The organism is Paenibacillus sp. FSL R7-0333 (assembly GCF_038000365.1).
In the GTDB taxonomy this organism is placed as follows: domain Bacteria; phylum Bacillota; class Bacilli; order Paenibacillales; family Paenibacillaceae; genus Paenibacillus_AQ; species Paenibacillus_AQ silagei.
In genome coordinates this window covers 4,738,976-4,756,379 of sequence record NZ_JBBOBZ010000001.1, presented here as the reverse complement: position 1 = coordinate 4,756,379, position 17,404 = coordinate 4,738,976, and the positions used below count along the sequence as shown (strand labels likewise).

At 52.2% G+C, this 17,404-nt stretch carries 14 protein-coding genes; 11 read left to right on the top strand and 3 right to left on the bottom strand.

Annotated elements, in window-relative coordinates:
- Window positions 1-2: 2 nt before the first annotated feature.
- Window positions 3-1,019: an ABC transporter substrate-binding protein gene (locus MKY86_RS20270; protein ID WP_143803752.1), complete on the bottom strand. Its 1,017-nt coding sequence runs from the start codon at window positions 1,017-1,019 to the stop codon at window positions 3-5.
- A gap of 91 nt (window positions 1,020-1,110) precedes the next feature.
- A complete protein-coding gene (locus MKY86_RS20265) occupies window positions 1,111-2,694 on the bottom strand; it encodes a helix-turn-helix domain-containing protein (RefSeq protein WP_076079916.1) in 1,584 nt (527 codons plus the stop codon).
- A gap of 293 nt (window positions 2,695-2,987) precedes the next feature.
- Here MKY86_RS20265 and MKY86_RS20260 point away from each other — a divergent pair, with 293 nt between their 5' ends.
- From MKY86_RS20260 to MKY86_RS20225, 8 genes are all read left to right on the top strand, one after another.
- Window positions 2,988-5,279, top strand: coding sequence for a stalk domain-containing protein (locus tag MKY86_RS20260; protein WP_076079915.1), 2,292 nt, complete (start codon window positions 2,988-2,990; stop codon window positions 5,277-5,279).
- A 175-nt stretch (window positions 5,280-5,454) separates the two neighbouring features.
- Window positions 5,455-5,916 (top strand): Fur family transcriptional regulator, encoded by a 462-nt coding sequence (locus MKY86_RS20255; RefSeq protein ID WP_076079914.1) that lies wholly within the window; start codon window positions 5,455-5,457, stop codon window positions 5,914-5,916.
- 2 nt (window positions 5,917-5,918) lie between these two features.
- Window positions 5,919-6,182: a membrane protein insertion efficiency factor YidD gene (gene yidD, locus MKY86_RS20250; protein WP_076079913.1), complete on the top strand. Its 264-nt coding sequence runs from the start codon at window positions 5,919-5,921 to the stop codon at window positions 6,180-6,182.
- 358 nt (window positions 6,183-6,540) lie between these two features.
- Window positions 6,541-8,562: a methionine--tRNA ligase gene (gene metG, locus MKY86_RS20245; protein ID WP_076079912.1), complete on the top strand. Its 2,022-nt coding sequence runs from the start codon at window positions 6,541-6,543 to the stop codon at window positions 8,560-8,562.
- A 200-nt stretch (window positions 8,563-8,762) separates the two neighbouring features.
- On the top strand, window positions 8,763-9,746 hold the full coding sequence (locus MKY86_RS20240; protein WP_076079911.1) for a metal ABC transporter solute-binding protein, Zn/Mn family: 984 nt from the start codon (window positions 8,763-8,765) through the stop codon (window positions 9,744-9,746).
- Between the two features lie 33 nt (window positions 9,747-9,779).
- Complete coding sequence (locus tag MKY86_RS20235) at window positions 9,780-10,529, top strand: metal ABC transporter ATP-binding protein (protein ID WP_076079910.1); 750 nt, start codon at window positions 9,780-9,782, stop codon at window positions 10,527-10,529.
- Window positions 10,530-11,126: 597 nt separating this feature from the next.
- A complete protein-coding gene (locus MKY86_RS20230; protein WP_036731899.1) occupies window positions 11,127-11,930 on the top strand; it encodes a metal ABC transporter permease in 804 nt (267 codons plus the stop codon).
- A gap of 108 nt (window positions 11,931-12,038) precedes the next feature.
- Window positions 12,039-12,752, top strand: a complete 714-nt coding sequence (locus MKY86_RS20225) for a cytochrome c biogenesis CcdA family protein (protein ID WP_036698435.1) — start codon at window positions 12,039-12,041, stop codon at window positions 12,750-12,752.
- A gap of 8 nt (window positions 12,753-12,760) precedes the next feature.
- On the opposite strand, the gene splB is transcribed toward MKY86_RS20225, so the two are convergent.
- Window positions 12,761-13,837 (bottom strand): spore photoproduct lyase, encoded by a 1,077-nt coding sequence (gene splB, locus MKY86_RS20220; RefSeq protein WP_076079909.1) that lies wholly within the window; start codon window positions 13,835-13,837, stop codon window positions 12,761-12,763.
- 193 nt (window positions 13,838-14,030) lie between these two features.
- Between splB and mntR the strand changes: the two genes are divergently transcribed.
- The 3 genes from mntR (at window position 14,031) to MKY86_RS20205 (ending at window position 17,355) form a co-directional block, all read left to right on the top strand.
- Window positions 14,031-14,456: a transcriptional regulator MntR gene (mntR, locus tag MKY86_RS20215; RefSeq protein WP_036698430.1), complete on the top strand. Its 426-nt coding sequence runs from the start codon at window positions 14,031-14,033 to the stop codon at window positions 14,454-14,456.
- A gap of 174 nt (window positions 14,457-14,630) precedes the next feature.
- Entirely contained in the window at window positions 14,631-16,310 is a 1,680-nt protein-coding gene (locus MKY86_RS20210) for a family 10 glycosylhydrolase (protein WP_076079908.1), read from the top strand.
- A 64-nt stretch (window positions 16,311-16,374) separates the two neighbouring features.
- The gene (locus MKY86_RS20205) at window positions 16,375-17,355 is read left to right on the top strand and encodes a patatin-like phospholipase family protein (protein WP_076079907.1); all 981 of its coding nucleotides are present in this window, start codon (window positions 16,375-16,377) and stop codon (window positions 17,353-17,355) included.
- Window positions 17,356-17,404 lie beyond the last annotated feature (49 nt).

The following is a 17,404-nucleotide window of genomic DNA, read 5'->3' as shown; positions in this document are numbered from 1 at the left end:
CCTCACGATTCCGGCAGGTAGGCATTCGAGATTTCATCGATAACCTTGCTTAGTCCGATTGGGCCATAGCCGGCAAACCACAGATTTGCATCACCGATATACACATGTTTGTTCTTGACAGCTGTAAGGTTGGCCCAGATTGAAGTGCTCATAATATTATCCAGAGCCGTCTGATTACTGTCACCTGGACGAAGAATGATGAACATACGGTCAGGATTCAGTTCGGGAAGTACTTCTTCGGAGATGGCTACATTCCATGAGTCCTTGAAATCTATACCTTCTGTGGAAGCGGGGGTTAGTCCCAGAGGGCCGAAGAGCGTAAAATTATCTCCCGGTTGAATCAGCTGCAATTGCTTGTCCTGTATTCGCATATAGGCGACAGTCTCAGTGGCAGCAGTGGCAGCCAATTCGTTCCTTACCGCAGCTATCTTTGATTCATAATCGGCGTGGACCTGATCAGCCACAGTTTCTTTTCCGAAGATTTCTGCCGTTTGCCGGAATCGGGTCCAATCATCTTCATTTTCATTGTCGAAAAGTATCGTTGGCGCAATCCTTGATAGCTGCTCATAGTTCGCTTCGTTCAGTGTCTTAGAAGCAAGAATGAGATCCGGCTCCGCTTCGAGCAGTGCTTCCAAGTTAGGTGCTTCTCCTGAGCCAATAACGATAGTATCCTTCATTTGGTCTGACAGGTATTGGGGGAATCCCAGATCGTTGTATGTAACCATTGCATGAGGTTCAATTCCAAGTGCCAGCAGATGGTCAGCAAAAACATAAAGCATGCCCGCAACCTTTTTCGGATGTGCCGGAATTTCTATATCTCCCTTAATGGTTGAGATGATACGGGTATCCGTATTTTCAGCCGTCTTGGCAGGTACTGGAGAGGTGGAACCGGCAACCGCCGAACCTCCATTATTCACGCTGTTGCTGCATCCAACGACAAGCCCCAGCATTATTACTCCAAGCAGGCCGATGACTCCACGGCTAAATTTGTCTTTGAACTTTCGAGTATAAGGAAACACAAGCCACACACCTTTCGTAATTGATTTTGATAATCATTATCACGACTTAATTATAAGGAGTGGCATAGGTGGGTGCCATGGACAAAAATGCTCATCGCCTGGACATATGGCTCAGGAGCAATTCGCTTGAACGGCGCAGAAATAAATCGTGGGCCAGCGAGGTGTAACAGGAATAGAGACTTGAATCAGCGGCCTCGTAGACGTTTCCTTTTCGTACGGCATTTAACTCCCTCCATGCTTCTTGTGAAGCTAGCGAACGATGGATCAAATCACGCTGTGCGGAGTTACCCGATGTAAATAGAATCAGATGGTCAATACTGCATTCCGAAAGCTGATCTGGAGTAAGAAGAATGGAATGCTCTACATTCAGTAATTGCCGGGGTCTCTCAAGCTGCAAATCTTTATACAGCACGGTACCCAAGTTACGGTTGCCGAACAGGCGGAAGCACCCGTTCTCATATTGCGCCACAGCAACTTTTTCGTCCTTCAGCTTTTCTCTGACACTGAGCCGAAGACTCTCAGCCAGCTCTTCGTATGCCTCAAGCCACTGCCGGGCGATCTCCAGACGGTTCACCGCTCTCGCAATTATCCGGAGATGCTCACGCCAATCCCCTTCAAATGGCACGGTACACGTTGGGGCAATATGGGGGAACAAGCCTGCTTTGTCCTGTTCCGCATAATCTGAATGTTCGAAGCTGATAATCAGCTCCGGCCGGGCATTTGCCAGTCTGCCGAGGTCGGGCTGATCATGCCCCAAGCTGATAACGTTATTCAAGCTATAGGCAGATCCGCATGAATTATTAATCAATGCCGCATAAGGCGTTAAACCTAATGCCAGCAAATGAGAGGTGTAGGGATGGGCCATGGAGGCAATACGAGTGGACATACGGTGTTTTTTAACATATACAGATGGTGAAATGCCAATGGCTGATTTGAATTTACGGCTGAAATAGAACTCATCCTGATAGCCTACACGGTGCGCTGTGTCACGGAGCGTCATTTCAGAGCGGAGCAACAAATCACCCGCATGACGAATGCGGACAGAATTCAGATATTCCATCGGGCTCCGGCCCACCTGTTTTTTGAACAGCCGGGAATAATGGGCGACGCTCATTCCTGTCATTTCGGCAAGCTGTTCTCTGGTCATGGGCTGCCCGAAATGACTGTCTATATAGGCTTTGGACTGGTCAATTATTGCAGTTGAGGGAGTGCGATGCTTAGTCTCCGAACTGTCTGGTCTCCATAACTGAAGCAGCAATTCCTGGAAACGGATAGATGACTCCATTCTTTCCCAGCTGCTGCCCTGCCAGCAAGAGCAGATCAGGTCAGTCTTAGCTAACGCTTCAGACCAATGGGCAGGCGGGAAAATATCGGCCTCCAGCTCTCCGCGCTGAAGCGTATGCTGTCCGTCCATAGTATACACATCAAAGGTAAAACAGCAGTATTCCAGAGAGTGCTTCTCCTTCACTAACAAGCGCCACGGTGTATCAGGGAGCAGCAGCAGTACATCGCAAGAACCAAATTCAGAGCAAAAGCCTTTAGCTTCAACTTCGCAGCTGCCTTTAATTCCTATGAGGAGGGTATGCCTGTCTGACTTATGTATTTCAGATTCAGATCCAGCCGGATTAACACAGCGGGCGTCGATAAGTTTGTATAACCCTTCAGATGGATTCATTTCAGCTTAAATACTCCTTTCACATGAAGTCTGCTACTATTATACTCTCCTGGTGACAGGTGGGGGCACCCCATTAATAATGGAGCTAATTGGATTTATATTGATCTTTCTTTACACAGAATGAAACTTTTCTCCGTTGCTTGCGTCTAATACTATGTTTTGTAAAATGAACGTGGCAAAATATGCTGACGTCCTGAAGAGGGCGGTTGCGTTTTTGCGGGGATTATAAGGTGGACAGAAAGCATTAAATATACTGCCTTATACACTACAATGGGAGCAGAAGGAGTCGTACAATGAATTTTAGGAAAATGTTCTTGGTAACAGTATTAGCTGTATCACAATTAGCAGCAGCCGTTCCGGCTTTTGCAGCTCCAGTCAGCACACAAACCGTAACAGGCCATGTTGCCGCAGCGGTGGATACTTCTGAAACACAGCTTCAGCCTGAGTCAACAGACCCGTTGCCTCCGTTAATGACTGAACCGCCTGCAGGTACAGTGGTACCCACACCAACACCTGTTCCTACAGCATCACCGGTTCAAGGCATTCCAGCAATAACAGAGACTCCAGCTCCGGCTGCTACTGAGGTTCCAGGCGCAACAGCTGCTCCTGTGGACGGTACTGTGCCGACGGATGCCGTTGTGCCTACGGCTACTCCGTTAACGGATACGCCTGTAACCCCTAGCATGACTACTACCTCTACTGCAGGGGCAGGCCAGCTTATTCTGATGATGAACAGCAACAAGATGTTCAGAAACGGAACGCCTTACACCGCCAATCAGCCGATGGCAGTCAAGAACGGCGTCTCCTACGTATCGATCCGCGCAATGGTGGAAATGGTCGGCGTTGCCTTTACCTATGACGCCAAAACCAAAGAGGTCATTGTGACCAAGGGTACCAGCATTATGCGGTTCAAGACCGACAGCAAAATCTATACCGTCAATGGTACCAAGTTCACTATGAAGGGACCGGCTTACCAGTTCAAAGGCACCTTCATGATTCCGTTAACGTCCATTACCTATGCACTTAATATTCCTTATACCGTGGACAATGTGCAGAAGCGGGTTATTCTTACGCTGAATACGAAGCCGACTGCCTCCTTCACAGTTCAGCCCAAAGAAATCTATGCCGGCGAGACTACTGTGAATTATGTTACCTACAGCTCTTCCCCGAACGGTACGCCGATTGTTGAAGAGCGTTGGAGCGACAACAAGCAGGATATCTATGATCAGCCGGGCTTCTATACGGTTATGTATTCGGTACGGGATGCCAACAACATGTGGAGTGACCCTTATCCGGTAACCATTCAGGTACTGCAGCCTAATCAGCCGCCAGTAGCCCAATTCACAACAGATAAAGAAGAATACAAAATGGGTGAGCCGGTAGTCCTTACCGATACCAGCTATGATCCTGAGAATGAAGAGCTGACCGCAACCTGGAACAATCGTTCCCTGGCGTACTTCACCCCGGGACCGCTGTCCATTCAGCTGACGGTTACGGACAAGCACGGTCTTAGCAGTACTTTTGAGAAGATGATTACAATCACCAATGAACAACTGTATACACAGGATGAAGTAACGAAGCTGTTCACCATTCCGGGGGATATCATCAGTATGGACGGCGGGATGATTCCGGCGCTCCCTAACCTGCCGTATACGTTGTCGTCCGAAAGCTACACCCTGATCCGCAGTAACAGCCCGGAGACCGTTCAGACGGAAGGTGTACTGTACCGGGAGAGTTCAGTGGGCAATACGCGCTTCCTGGTGCATCATATGAACAATATGGCTACCAGACAGAAGCTCTATGTGATTGCAACGAATAACAACCTGTATCCGACAACTATTAACATCCAATATCTAGGAATTGCCGGACCGGTGACCTCACCGGAATATACTGGAAAAGTATCGATGGAGAAATACTTCAATTCCATGGTTACCGGCTTGGCCCAATCGCAAATTACCCTGCAGCCTGGGCAAAGTCTTCCGATTATGACAGACCTGAACAAAATCGCCATGAAGCCCAAAGACGTAATGTCGCTGAGCGCAGACCTGTTCAGTGATCTGCCGATTCAGTATAATGTAGTTATGGTGGAGCAGAGCAAAGATCCTGTCGCCGAGCTGCCTTATCTGCCGATTCTTGACATTGACGGCGTGCATACCCGGGGAACCTTCCCCGATTCTACCCGCGTCATGAACGTGACCGAGCTGGTGGGTACCACGCAAAGCAAGCTGCTTCTGGGCGACAATAAAATGGACAAAAACCTGGACGGCCTTGATCCAATGAATGGAACATATGTTTCTAACGCCGGTAACTTCGGGGTACTGTACAAAATCGTACTGGATCGTGTTGCAGCAAACACGCTGATCACCTTCAATCCGCGCGGGGGTCCTTATCTGGGGCCGTTGATCGTAAACGGTACAATGGTGAACCTGCCCAATAAGGGCGTATTAGGCTTATCCTCAGACACGAATGCTGTCATCTACCGCACCGGAGAATATGAAGGGCGTGTGGAGATTGTGTTCTCCGTCGCCTCCGGCAGTAACCTGCCTGTGAACTTTGTCTTCACGCCGCTTCCGGCGAAAAAATAATTTCTTCTACAATACAAAACGGCAGCGCTCCTGATGGGGCGGCTGCCGTTTTGTAATCTGCCGGAAGTTCATGGATGTGGGCAGGCAACAGGCGCTTTTATTGACGGGGCAATGCTTTTGGGGCATTATAAAGAGAGTGCAACACAAACGATCTAATGTTATGGGAGATGAGCGAATGCTGTCGACAGATCAAATCCTGGAAGCCATGTCGGGGCAGGGGCTGCGAATCACCGATCAGCGCAAGACGCTTGCCAAATTATTCGGCGAGAATACGGGATATTTGTCTGCGAAGGATGTATATGAGCATATGGGCCGCAAGTATAGCGGGCTGAGCTTCGATACCGTCTACCGTAACCTGCGCGTTATGGAGGAGCTGGGGGTACTGGAGCAGATTGTATTTGAAGAAGGCGTCAAATTCAAGGCAAGCTGCAGTCAGGATCACCATCATCACCATATGATTTGTCTGCAGTGTATGAAGACGTACCCCATTCAATTCTGCCCGATGAATCTAACCGACCCGCCGGATCAGTTCCGGGTGGTCAAGCATAAATTCGAGGTCTTCGGCTACTGCAAGGATTGTGAGCAGGGAAGAGAAGAAGAGCCGGCCGGGGCCGTCCGCAGCAAAGAGGGACGCTGAGTATGGCTAGCATACGAAGAACGGTACAGGCTCCTATCCGGGTCTACCGCAAGTTCATTTCACCGCTCAAGCCCGCTACCTGCCGGTTCTACCCGACCTGTTCGGCTTACGCGCTGGAAGCGATTGAGGTCCACGGGCCGCTTAAGGGCTCATGGCTCGCTGCCAGGCGGATCGCCCGCTGTCATCCCTTCCATCCGGGAGGCCTTGACCCGGTGCCGCCGCGCAAAGAGCAGCCATCCGGGGACAAGCCGCTGCATACGACTTGACACAGGCCGCCGGGATGGGTATATTTTGAATAATAAGTGATATTCCGAGGAACGGATAAGTAGATGTGGACACCATTACAGAGAGCCGGGGCTGCTGGGAGCCGGTATGGAACGCCAGATTGAAGATGGTCCGGGAGGAACTGTGTTCGAGCGGAAGGCCTGAAGCCGGGGTCTGCGTAAGCACATGGCGTGTTCCAGCGTTAATGGACAGTTCTGTTAAGGAACTGACGAAGCCTGCGCTCTGTGAGGAGCCGGGGAATGTTGGGTGGTATCGCGTGAGTTTACTCTCGCCCCATAGAGGGGCGGGAGTTTTTTGTGTGAAATGGACGATTAGGGATAACGAAGGGATGATGAAGTAATGAGTGAGAACAAAACCTTTTATCTGACAACACCGATCTATTATCCGAGTGACAAGCTGCATATCGGGCATGCGTATTCCACGGTAGCCGGTGATGCGATGGCCCGCTACAAGCGGCTGCGCGGCTATGAGGTTCGCTATCTGACCGGAACGGACGAGCATGGGCAGAAGATTGAAGAGAAGGCCGGGAAGGCCGGGAAGACCCCTCAGGAGTTCGTGGACGGGATTGTAGTCGGCATTAAGGATCTGTGGAAGAAGCTGGACATCTCGAATGATGATTTCATCCGTACCACGGAGGAGCGCCATAAGAAGGTGGTTGCGGATATTTTTGACCGCCTGCTGAAGCAGGGGGATATCTACAAAGGGGAGTACGAAGGCTGGTACTGTATTTCGGATGAGACCTTCTACACCGAGACCCAGCTGGTGGATATTGAACGAGATGCTGACGGCAAGATTACCGGAGGAAAAAGTCCGGACAGCGGTCATCCGGTGGAGCTGGTCAAGGAGGAGAGTTACTTCTTCCGCATGAGCAAGTATGCTGACCGCCTGCTGAAGTTTTACGAAGAGAACCCGGAGTTTATCCTGCCGGAATCCCGTAAGAACGAGATGATTAACAACTTCATCAAGCCGGGTCTGGAGGATCTGGCTGTATCCCGTACGACTTTTGATTGGGGTGTTAAGGTAAAAGGCGACGAGAAGCATGTAGTCTATGTATGGATCGATGCACTTACCAACTACATCACGGCCCTTGGCTACGGCTCCGAGGACCGCAGTCTGTATGACAAGTACTGGCCTGCAGATGTACACATCGTCGGGAAGGAAATTGTCCGCTTCCATACCATCTACTGGCCGATCATTCTGATGGCGCTCGGCGAACCGCTGCCGAAGAAGGTCTTCGCACATGGCTGGCTGTTGATGAAGGACGGCAAGATGTCCAAATCCAAGGGCAATGTGGTCGATCCGGTGACGCTGATTGACCGCTATGGCCTGGATGCCCTGCGCTATTATCTGCTGCGCGAGGTTCCCTTCGGCTCGGATGGAACCTTCACGCCGGAGAGCTTCGTGGACCGTATTAACTACGATCTGGCTAATGATCTTGGTAACCTGCTGAACCGGACGGGGGCGATGGTGGAGAAATACTTCGGCGGCGAGCTTCCGGCTTATGCCGGGCAGGTTACCGCATTTGATGGTGAGCTTGAGGCGATGGTGCAGAGCACTTACGCTAAGGTAGAAGAAGCGATGGAGAAGATGGAATTCTCCGTAGCCCTGACTGCAATCGGCGCGCTGATCAGCCGGACGAACAAGTATATTGACGAGACCCAGCCTTGGGTGCTCGCCAAGGACGAGAGCCGCAGCGGGGAGCTGGCTTCGGTGATGAGACATCTGGTCGAGGGACTGCGCACTGCGTCCATCCTGCTCCAGCCGTTCCTGACCGGCTCTCCGGAGAAGATCTGGGAGCAGCTGGGCATTCAGCCGGGCGAGCTGACCACCTGGGAGAGCGGCAGGTCCTTCGGCCTGATTCCAGCAGGTACTAAGCTGGTGAAGGGCGACCCGATCTTCCCGCGCCTGGATGTGGCGCAGGAAGTAGCGTACATCGCCGAAGCGATGGGAGCCGGGAAGCCGGCCGCTGCAGAGGCGGCGCCGGGAGCGGTGACTCCGGAGGCGGCGGCTGCCGATCCGGAGGAAGAGGAGCATAAGGAAGAAATCGGCATCGACGATTTCGCCAAAGCAGAGCTGCGCGTAGCCCAGGTCATCGCCTGCGAGCCGGTGAAGAAAGCGGATAAGCTGCTGAAGCTGCAGCTGGATCTTGGTTATGAGCAGCGCCAAGTGGTATCCGGTATTGCAAAGTTCTACACACCGGAGGAATTGGTGGGGCGCAAGGTGATCTGCATTGTGAACCTGAAGCCGGTGAAGCTGCGCGGTGAGCTGTCGCAGGGCATGATCCTGGCCGCCTCCAAGGGCGAGCAGCTGACCATTGCTACCGTGCCGGACAGCATGCCGAACGGAGCGATTGTGAAATAAGGCTGCCAAGAGCAACCGCATAATGACCGTACAGCAATCTCCGCAGGCCACAGGCAGCGGGGATTGCTTCTTTTTGCTCCAAGATAACCGGGTAGAAGGCAGCTTGCAGACTACGAAATGTAGATCGGAGTTGACTTATCGTAACGATTACTATTATAATTCTGATAGTAAATTTTACGATTTAAGGGGTCGATAGAGAAATGGTTACAAAAAGCTTGCAAAAAGGGCTGCTGCTCGCCGCTGTCCTGTTGCTTACGCTGTCACTGGCCGCATGCGGACCGAAGAGCAACGGAAGCATTGTGGAAGGAAAAGTGAACGTTATAACTACTTTTTATCCAATATATGAATTCACTGCCGAAATCGGCGGCGAAGATGCCAATGTTATCAACCTGCTTCCTGTAGGGGTAGAGCCGCATGACTGGACCCCGCGCAGCCAGGATATCATAAGTACCTCCAAGGCGCAGCTGTTCCTCTATAATGGAGCTGGTCTGGAGGGCTGGGTACCTAATTTCCTCAAGAGCCTTGACCGTGACAGTAAGACTAAGGCTGTAGAGGTTAGCCAAGGGGTGAAGCTGATTACAACGGATGAAGACGATGGGCATGATCACGGCCATGAGCAGGAAGGTGAAGAGGCTGAAGCAGACGGGCATGGCGACAGCCTGCACACCGACCCGCATACCTGGGTAAGTCCGAAGTCGGCGCTTGTGATGGCTAAGAATATCAAGGATAGTCTTCAATCCGTTGATCCTGCGCATACTGAAGGCTATGAGGAGCGCTACCAGAAGCTGGCCGACCGCCTGAGCGCGCTGGATCTGAAGTTCACCGAAGAGCTGGGCAAGCTGCCCGGCAAGGAGATTGTCGTATCTCATCAGGCCTTCTCGTATCTGGCGCGTGACTACGGCCTGTCCCAGCATGCTATCATGGGGCTATCGCCGGATGCTGAGCCGCGCGGGCAGGATCTGGTGAAGCTGGCGGCGCTGGTTAAGGCAGAGGGCATCCGTTATATTTTCTTCGAGGAGCTTGTATCTGATAAGCTGGCTAAGACACTGGCAAGTGAGACCGGGGTATCCACGATGGTGCTGAATCCGGTAGAAGGGCTGACCGAGGCCCAGCAGAAGAACGGGGACAATTATTTCACCTTAATGGAGAAAAATTTGCAAAATCTCATTCTGGCCTTACAATAATAAGGAAAGTATAAGTGAAAGGCGGTACTTCACATGCAACCGGTATCCCTGGACTGCCATCAGCATATGATCGAAATACAGGATTTGTCCTTCTCCTATGGGGAACAGAAGGTAATTTCGAATCTGAATTATACGGTAAAAGAACGTGATTTCCTCGGGATCCTCGGTTCTAACGGTGCGGGCAAGACTACGCTGCTTAAGATGATCGTCGGCCTGCTGCCTGCTTCAAGCGGAGAGATCCGGCTGTTCGGCCAGCCTGTCCGGAAGTTCAAGGATTGGGAGCGGATCGGCTACGTACCACAGAAGAATGCGTTCAACCCGTTGTTCCCGGCCACTGTCCGTGAGGTCGTATTGTCCGGCCTGTATAACAACAAGAACCTGATCCGGCGGGTCTCGAAGGCCCAGCACCGGCAGTGTGAGGATGCGCTTGAAGTGATGCGGATTCAGGATATTGCCGAGAAAAGAGTCGGCCAGCTGTCCGGCGGCCAGCAGCAGCGTGTCTTCCTGGCCCGTGCGCTGATCAACCACCCGGATCTGCTGATTCTGGATGAGCCTACCGTCGGTATTGACGCCGAGACCCAGGCCGGATTCTTCGAGCTGATCATGCACATGCATGCCCATCACCATATGACCTTCCTGATGGTCTCGCATGATATCGACATGATGAAGAATTACCTGGGCAGCGAGCCCGTCCAGAAGAACGGTAAAATCAACTTCTACTGCCGCCACTCGCATGATGTGCAGGACTGCGCCGTCGATAATTTGCAGCACACCTTGTCTTGAATACGTCGAGCAGGTCGAATTAGTGCATCAATTGCATTTTGTACATTAGATTGCTCACTGTAGTGCTTAATTTCCGGTTCTATTGTAGTTTATACATTAGATTTTTGAGAATGGCCCTTTTCTATGCTGTTTTTCAAATTTCTAATGTACAAAATACAACAGAAATTAATTTTTGGCTTAAAAGTTAGAATTCTATTGTACATAGTGCAATAGATTTGCAGCAGCGTTCAGTTTATCATTTCTCAGGTCGTCCATTGTACAATATAGGACGGTCTATCACTTGGATCGTCCATTGTACAACATAGGACGATCCCTTAATCTTTTGATCTTAGTCTTTTGATCTTAATCTACTGATCTTAGTCTTGTGACGTATGTAGATCCCGCCTGCTGTTAAGCGTATCCCGCAGGGAGGCAAAGCGATCCTTCCGCCAACGTCTCTAAACGCCGCAAGTCGTTCCTCCCACGCCAATTGCACTCAGCGGGTGTCCAGAGGGCGGAGCCCTTGGGGCCCTCCCTTCGGGAAGGGAGGGTTTGGGAGGGATGGCTAAAAGCTTTTGCAATGAAAGGTTTATATTTGAAAGGTAGGAGAACATCATCTTGGAAATCCTGTATAGTGATTTTTTCCAGCGGGCGCTGGCCGGCGGGCTGATGATTGGCATTACGGCGCCGCTGATCGGCGTTTTTCTGGTGCTGCGGCGTCTGTCTATGATCGGAGATACGCTGGCGCATGTTACGATTGCCGGGGTAGCGCTGGGCTTTCTGACTGGCTTTTATCCGCTCGGGGCGGGGCTGGTCTTTGCGGTTGTGGCCTCATTTGCGATTGAGAAGCTGCGCAAAGCCTATAAAAGCTACGCCGAGCTGTCCATTGCCATCATCATGTCGGGCGGTGTAGCGCTGGCCTCCCTTTTTTTCACCCTGGGCAAAGGGTATAATGCAGATGTAATGAGCTATCTGTTCGGCAGCATCTATACGCTCAATACTACTGATCTTATCGTGGTGGGCATCGTAACGATTGCCGTTGTGGTCGTCGTGACCTTATTCTTCAAGGAATTCTTCCTGCTCAGCTTCGAGGAGGACGCGGCCAGTGTCAGCGGACTTCCGGTGAAGCTGCTCAATATGCTGATTACGGTGTTAACGGCTCTGGTAATCAGTACGGCGATCAAGATTGTCGGCTCGTTGCTGGTCTCTGCACTGTTGACCATTCCTGTGGCCATTAGTCTGCTGCTGTCACGGAGCTTCAAGTCTTCGGTTATTCTGTCCGTGGCGATTGCCGAGATTGCCGTGATTGGCGGACTGGTCATTGCTGGAGTATGGAATCTGGCTCCTGGAGCAACGATTGTTCTGTTGTTAATTGCACTATTGACCCTAACCCTCATCGGCAAAAAAGGGCTGCCAGCCTAACAAACAGGAGGATAACCGGCCGCCCTCAGCACCAACTACATAACTGTATCTGTACTGCTGCTACATGAAGTGACCCGAGTGACCCCGACTATGGAAGGAGATGCGCCCGTGTCCAACCTGAATGCAGGAATCGCTTTTGCCGCCGGAGTGGCGTCATTCATATCGCCTTGCTGCCTGCCGCTCTATCCTTCTTATCTATCTTATATTACCGGCTTATCGGTGCAGGAGCTGAAGAGCGGCAGCAACAGCAAAGAGGTCCGTCTCCGGACCCTCTCGCATACGCTGGCGTTCATTCTGGGCTTCTCGGCAGTGTTCTATACGCTTGGCTTTGGAGCCGGCTTGTTCGGTGAATTCTTCAACGGCCAGCGGGATCTGATCCGTCAATTATCGGCGATCCTTATTATTGTCATGGGGCTCTTCCTGCTGGGCGTCTTCCAGCCGCAGTTCCTGCTCCGGGAACGCAAGCTGGAGCTGAGATGGAAGCCTGCCGGGTACCTGGGCTCCTTCATCTTCGGCATCGGGTTCTCGGCAGGCTGGTCACCGTGTATCGGACCGATTCTAACAGCCATTATCGCGCTATCGGCCAGTGATCCGGGAACGTGGTTTACGATGATTACGGCGTACAGTATCGGCTTTGCCCTGCCGTTCTTCGGACTGGCCTTTTTCCTGGGCGGGGCGCGCAAGATCCTGAAATACTCAAACCTGCTGATGAAGCTGGGCGGCGGGCTGATGGTATTCATGGGCATCCTGCTGTTCACCGACCAGATGTTCCGCATTACGATTTGGCTGCAGGGCATCACGCCGCGCTGGCTGATTTTCTAATTAGGGACTTAAGTGAAATAATCAATAGCCGCTTCCGGAAAATGTTCAAAAATCCGCTCTGTGATGAATTCGCGCAGGGCGGTTTGCTGTTCGTCCGGGTAGACATATTTATTCTGTCCCCATTTGCCCCATTTCTTCTTGCGCTTCTCGATGTCCATCTCCAGCTTCGACTTGGGATAACGCTTCTCGATGACGGTCTTGGCCGTCTTGGTGAAGCGGTGCTGGATCATCTCGAAGGTCAGCCCTTGGCCAATCCCCGGCGGCAGGGCATGCGCCAGCTTCTCCAATAGCTCGCTGTAGCCGTCTTCCCAGCCGTCATGCCAGATAATAGGGGCAATGATGAAGCCCAGCGGATATCCGGCACGGGCGATCTGTCCGGCGGCCTCAATCCGCTCCTCGAAGCGTGAGGTGGCCGGCTCGAAGTTTTTGATCACATAGTCGGCGTTCACGCTGAAGCGTACACGGGTATGGCCGTTATGCTTCAGCTTAAGCAGCGGCTCGACATGCTGGTATTTGGTCACGAAGCGCAGCCGCCCGAGCGGCTCCTCCGCCATGAATTCGATCAGTTCCGTCAGCGAGCCGGTAATATGCTCAAGGCCGAGCGGATCGGAGGTACACGCCGCTTCGAACGTCGTGATTTCCGGGGAACGCTCGGTGATGTATTTTTTGGCTGCATCGATGATGTCCCCGGTGTTGACATAGACACGGATGTAGGGCTTCGCTCCAAGCGTGGTCTGCAGGTAACAATAATGGCAGTGGCCCATGCACCCGGTGGCAATCGGAATCGCATAATCGGCAGACGGCTTCGACTGGTCAAAAGTGAGCGTTTTACGCAAGCCGACCACAAGCGTCCGTTTGGCGATTTTGTATTGCTCGACTTCTGTCTCGCCCGGCAGATTGGTAATCCGGTTATGCGAGGTCGTCATGCGGTAAGGAATATTCCGGGACTTGACCCATTCCATGATCCGCTCCCCTTTGGGATAATTGAGCGCATCGGGCTCGAAGAAAACCAGCTCCGGGATGAACAGTCCGGTGGGCTTGCGCTGTCTTTTGGCAGGAGGGCGTTCGGGTGTGATTAAGGTCATTATTTCACGCTCCTTCGGGATGAGGATACCGTTATTGTGCCAATCCGCAGGCGAATGGAATCATGGTAAACATCACTAAGCGGGGAAGCGGATGACCGGCAGGACTTGCCAAGGAGCGGCAGAAGCATGTATCATTGTTAGAGCAAGGCCCGGTCCCACCGTTACGCTCATTATAGAAAAGAGGTAAGCTAGAATGCCAACACCCAGCATGGAGGATTATTTGGAGCGCATATATAAGCTCATCGACGAGAAGGGTTATGCGCGGGTCTCGGATATTGCCGAGGGGCTGGAAGTCCATCCCTCCTCTGTGACCAAGATGATCCAAAAACTGGATAAGGACGAATATCTCATCTATGAGAAATATCGTGGGCTTGTCCTAACAAGCAAAGGAAAAAAAGTGGGGAAACGTCTTGTGGACCGCCATCAGCTGCTGGAGGAGTTCCTCGGGATTATTGGGGTACAGCAAGAGCATATTTATAAGGATGTTGAAGGCATTGAGCATCACTTGAGCTGGGATTCCATCACCCGGATCGAAACGCTGGTGGAGTATTTCCGCCGGGATGAAGCGCGTGTGCAGACCTTGTACGATATTCACCATGAGATAGCCAGCGATTCATAAACGTGGCTTTTTTTGTTTGATTAGCGCAACCTTTCCAGTTTTTTTACGTCAAAACGGATACCGTTCCTTTTTCACTAAGGAAGGATTCCGTTTACAAAAGAACGGCCTTCTCCCTGACCCAAGGACGAGAGGGCTATTTTTTTGTCTATACAACTTCAAGACCTGGGAGGAATTATGAATTACCGTAAATGGATCGTAGGATTGCTCGTGATTATGCTATGTCTGCCTGTATGGACGCCGGGTGTGCGCGCAGCTTCTGTGCAAATCACCATTGAACTGGATGGGGAGACGCTGAATCCGGATGTGCCGCCGTATATTACACGTACTAATGTTACGATGGTGCCGGCTGGAGTGATTAGCCAGGGACTGGGGGCCGGTGTGAAATGGGATCAGGCCAGTAAAACAGCAACCATAAGCAAGGATAATAATGTACTGCAGCTGACCAGCGGCAAAACAAGTGCTATCGTTAACGGTACAGCCGTCCGTCTGGATACTTCTGTGCAGATTACACAGGGCCGGGTCATGGTGCCGCTGCGGTTTGTAAGCGAGCAGCTTGGGCTTCAAGTACTCTGGGATCAGGCGACGAAGCATATTTCCTTATATTCCGGCAAGGAGATCGGCGGGCCTTCAACGCCTGCGGTGCCGTCAGTTCCGTCAGTGCCTACACCAACTGTACCACCTACGCCGTCTGTGCCAATACCAACGGTACCGTCACCAACCGTACCTTCTATTCCTGGTGCCAAGACCAGTAAGGCGATGAAGGGCGCCTGGGTATCCACTGTGTATAATCTGGATTGGCCCTCGACGTCTTCGGCAGGCAATCCCGACAAGCAGAAGAAGGAGTTCGACAGCCTGCTGGACAAGCTGAAGGCGGCCGGATTCAATAGTGTATTCGTCCAGGTCAGACCGTCTGGAGATGCACTTTATCCTTCACAGATCGTGCCCTGGTCCAAGGTGCTTAGCGGGACTCAGGGTAAGGAGCCCGGCTACGACCCGCTGGCCTATATGGTTAGCAGTGCCCACAGCCGGGGAATGCAGCTGCACGCCTGGTTCAATCCGTTCCGGGCTACGACAGACGCTTCTACCAGCAGTCTAGCCCCTAACCATGTAGCCAAGCTTCATCCGGATTGGATCGTCAAGGCGGAGAACAAGCTGTACATAAACCCGGGAATTCCGGAAGCTCGGCAGCATATTATTGACACGGTGATGGAGGTGGTCAGAGGGTATGATATCGACGGGGTACATCTGGATGATTATTTCTATCCGTCCAATGTAGCTTTTGCCGATGATACGGCCTTCAAGACCTTCAATTCACAAGGGATTAGCAGCAAAGGCAACTGGCGGCGGGATAATATCAACCAGTTCATCCGTCAGCTGGGGCAGGAGATTCATGCAGCGAAGCCGTCCGTTTCTTACGGGGTCAGCCCGTTCGGGGTATGGCGCAACAAAAAAGCGGACAGCACCGGCTCAGATACTACAGCAGGGGTGTCAGCCTATGATGACATGTATGCGGATGTGCGCACCTGGATTCAGAGCGGCTGGATCGATTATGTTGCCCCGCAGGTCTATTGGAGCCTCTCCTTCAGCGCTGCCCGTTATGATAAGCTGGTGGACTGGTGGGTGAACGAGGTTAAAGGAACGAAGGTTAAGCTGTATATCGGTCTTGCCTCCTACAAGGTAGGGGATACCAAGCAGACTGCGGAATGGCAGAGCGGAGATCAGATTATCAACCAGCTCAAATATAATGAGAAATACGATGAGGTGGCTGGCAGCATCCTTTTCCGGGCGAATGATATTGTGGTCCGTGACCCTTACGGGCTAGCCAGTCTGCTCAGCTTCTATTTCAAGAGTTAAGTCATGAATAGTCCCCCGTGCTCATAGATAACAATACATTCTATGGAACGGGGGTTTGCCATGTATGGAGATTAACGCGGTATTTGAAGGCGGGGGAGTCAAAGGAATTGCCCTGGCAGGTGCGGTGGAGGCGACGGAACGCGCGGGCCGTACCTTCGGGCGGGTAGCAGGAACCTCTTCCGGTTCGATCATTGCCTCGCTGCTGGCAGCGGGGTACAGCGGAGAGACCATGAGCCGGATTATCCGGCGGACACCGTTCACCTCCTTCCTGAAGCGGGGAGCGCTCTACAACACCGCCTTCGTTGGGCCGGCCTTGCGTGTGCTGCTCAAGAAGGGGCTGTACTCAGGCCAGACGCTGGAAGCGTGGATTCGCGGCCTGCTGCTGAATAAGGGGGTAGTAAGATTCCGGGACCTGCCGCGCGGCAAGCTGCGGGTAATTACGTCAGACATCACCAACGGGCGGATTGTGGTGCTGCCCGACGATCTGGTGCTGTACGGGATAGAGCCTGACAGCTTCGAAGTCGCCAAGGCTGTGCGGATGAGCTGCAGCATTCCGTATTTCTTTGATCCGGTGATCCTGATGCTGGCCGGAGAGGCGGCAAGGGGGAAGCCGTTCAGCGGGCAGCTGGTCTATATGGTGGACGGCGGGGTGCTGAGTAATTTCCCGCTCTGGCTGTTCGATGAGAAGAAGGACGGCTTCCTCTCACCGCTGCGCAGGACACCGACCATAGGCTATCAGCTGATTGGGAAGACAGCTCCGCAGCCGCATCATATTACAGGGCCGTTCAGCATGCTGGAGGCGATGGTGGAGACGATGCTCTCCGCGCATGATGAACGATATATTGAGACGGATAAATTCGTTCGTACGGTCAAAATCCCTACGCTGGGCATCTCCACCACCCAGTTTCATATCACGCAGGCACAGACCGACGCCTTGTATACAGCGGGCATCGCAGCCGGAGAAGAGTTCTTCGCTAACTATCGTCCGGCACCGCCGTCCTACACCAGGAGGGCAATCCTTCAGCCCGCTGCTCCAAGGCGGTAACTAAACCACAACATATAAATTCTTATCTTACCAGAAAAAAGGCATCCCC

What these genes read in the sequence shown, in the direction of transcription:
- MKY86_RS20265 (WP_076079916.1), bottom strand. Translation starts at nt 2,694, where the DNA reads ATGAATCCATCTGAAGGGTTATACAAACTTATCGACGCCCGCTGTGTT.
- MKY86_RS20260 (WP_076079915.1), top strand. Translation starts at nt 2,988, where the DNA reads ATGAATTTTAGGAAAATGTTCTTGGTAACAGTATTAGCTGTATCACAA.
- MKY86_RS20255 (WP_076079914.1), top strand. Translation starts at nt 5,455, where the DNA reads ATGCTGTCGACAGATCAAATCCTGGAAGCCATGTCGGGGCAGGGGCTG.
- yidD (WP_076079913.1), top strand. Translation starts at nt 5,919, where the DNA reads ATGGCTAGCATACGAAGAACGGTACAGGCTCCTATCCGGGTCTACCGC.
- metG (WP_076079912.1), top strand. Translation starts at nt 6,541, where the DNA reads ATGAGTGAGAACAAAACCTTTTATCTGACAACACCGATCTATTATCCG.
- MKY86_RS20240 (WP_076079911.1), top strand. Translation starts at nt 8,763, where the DNA reads ATGGTTACAAAAAGCTTGCAAAAAGGGCTGCTGCTCGCCGCTGTCCTG.
- MKY86_RS20235 (WP_076079910.1), top strand. Translation starts at nt 9,780, where the DNA reads ATGCAACCGGTATCCCTGGACTGCCATCAGCATATGATCGAAATACAG.
- splB (WP_076079909.1), bottom strand. Translation starts at nt 13,837, where the DNA reads ATGACCTTAATCACACCCGAACGCCCTCCTGCCAAAAGACAGCGCAAG.
- mntR (WP_036698430.1), top strand. Translation starts at nt 14,031, where the DNA reads ATGCCAACACCCAGCATGGAGGATTATTTGGAGCGCATATATAAGCTC.
- MKY86_RS20210 (WP_076079908.1), top strand. Translation starts at nt 14,631, where the DNA reads ATGAATTACCGTAAATGGATCGTAGGATTGCTCGTGATTATGCTATGT.
- MKY86_RS20205 (WP_076079907.1), top strand. Translation starts at nt 16,375, where the DNA reads ATGGAGATTAACGCGGTATTTGAAGGCGGGGGAGTCAAAGGAATTGCC.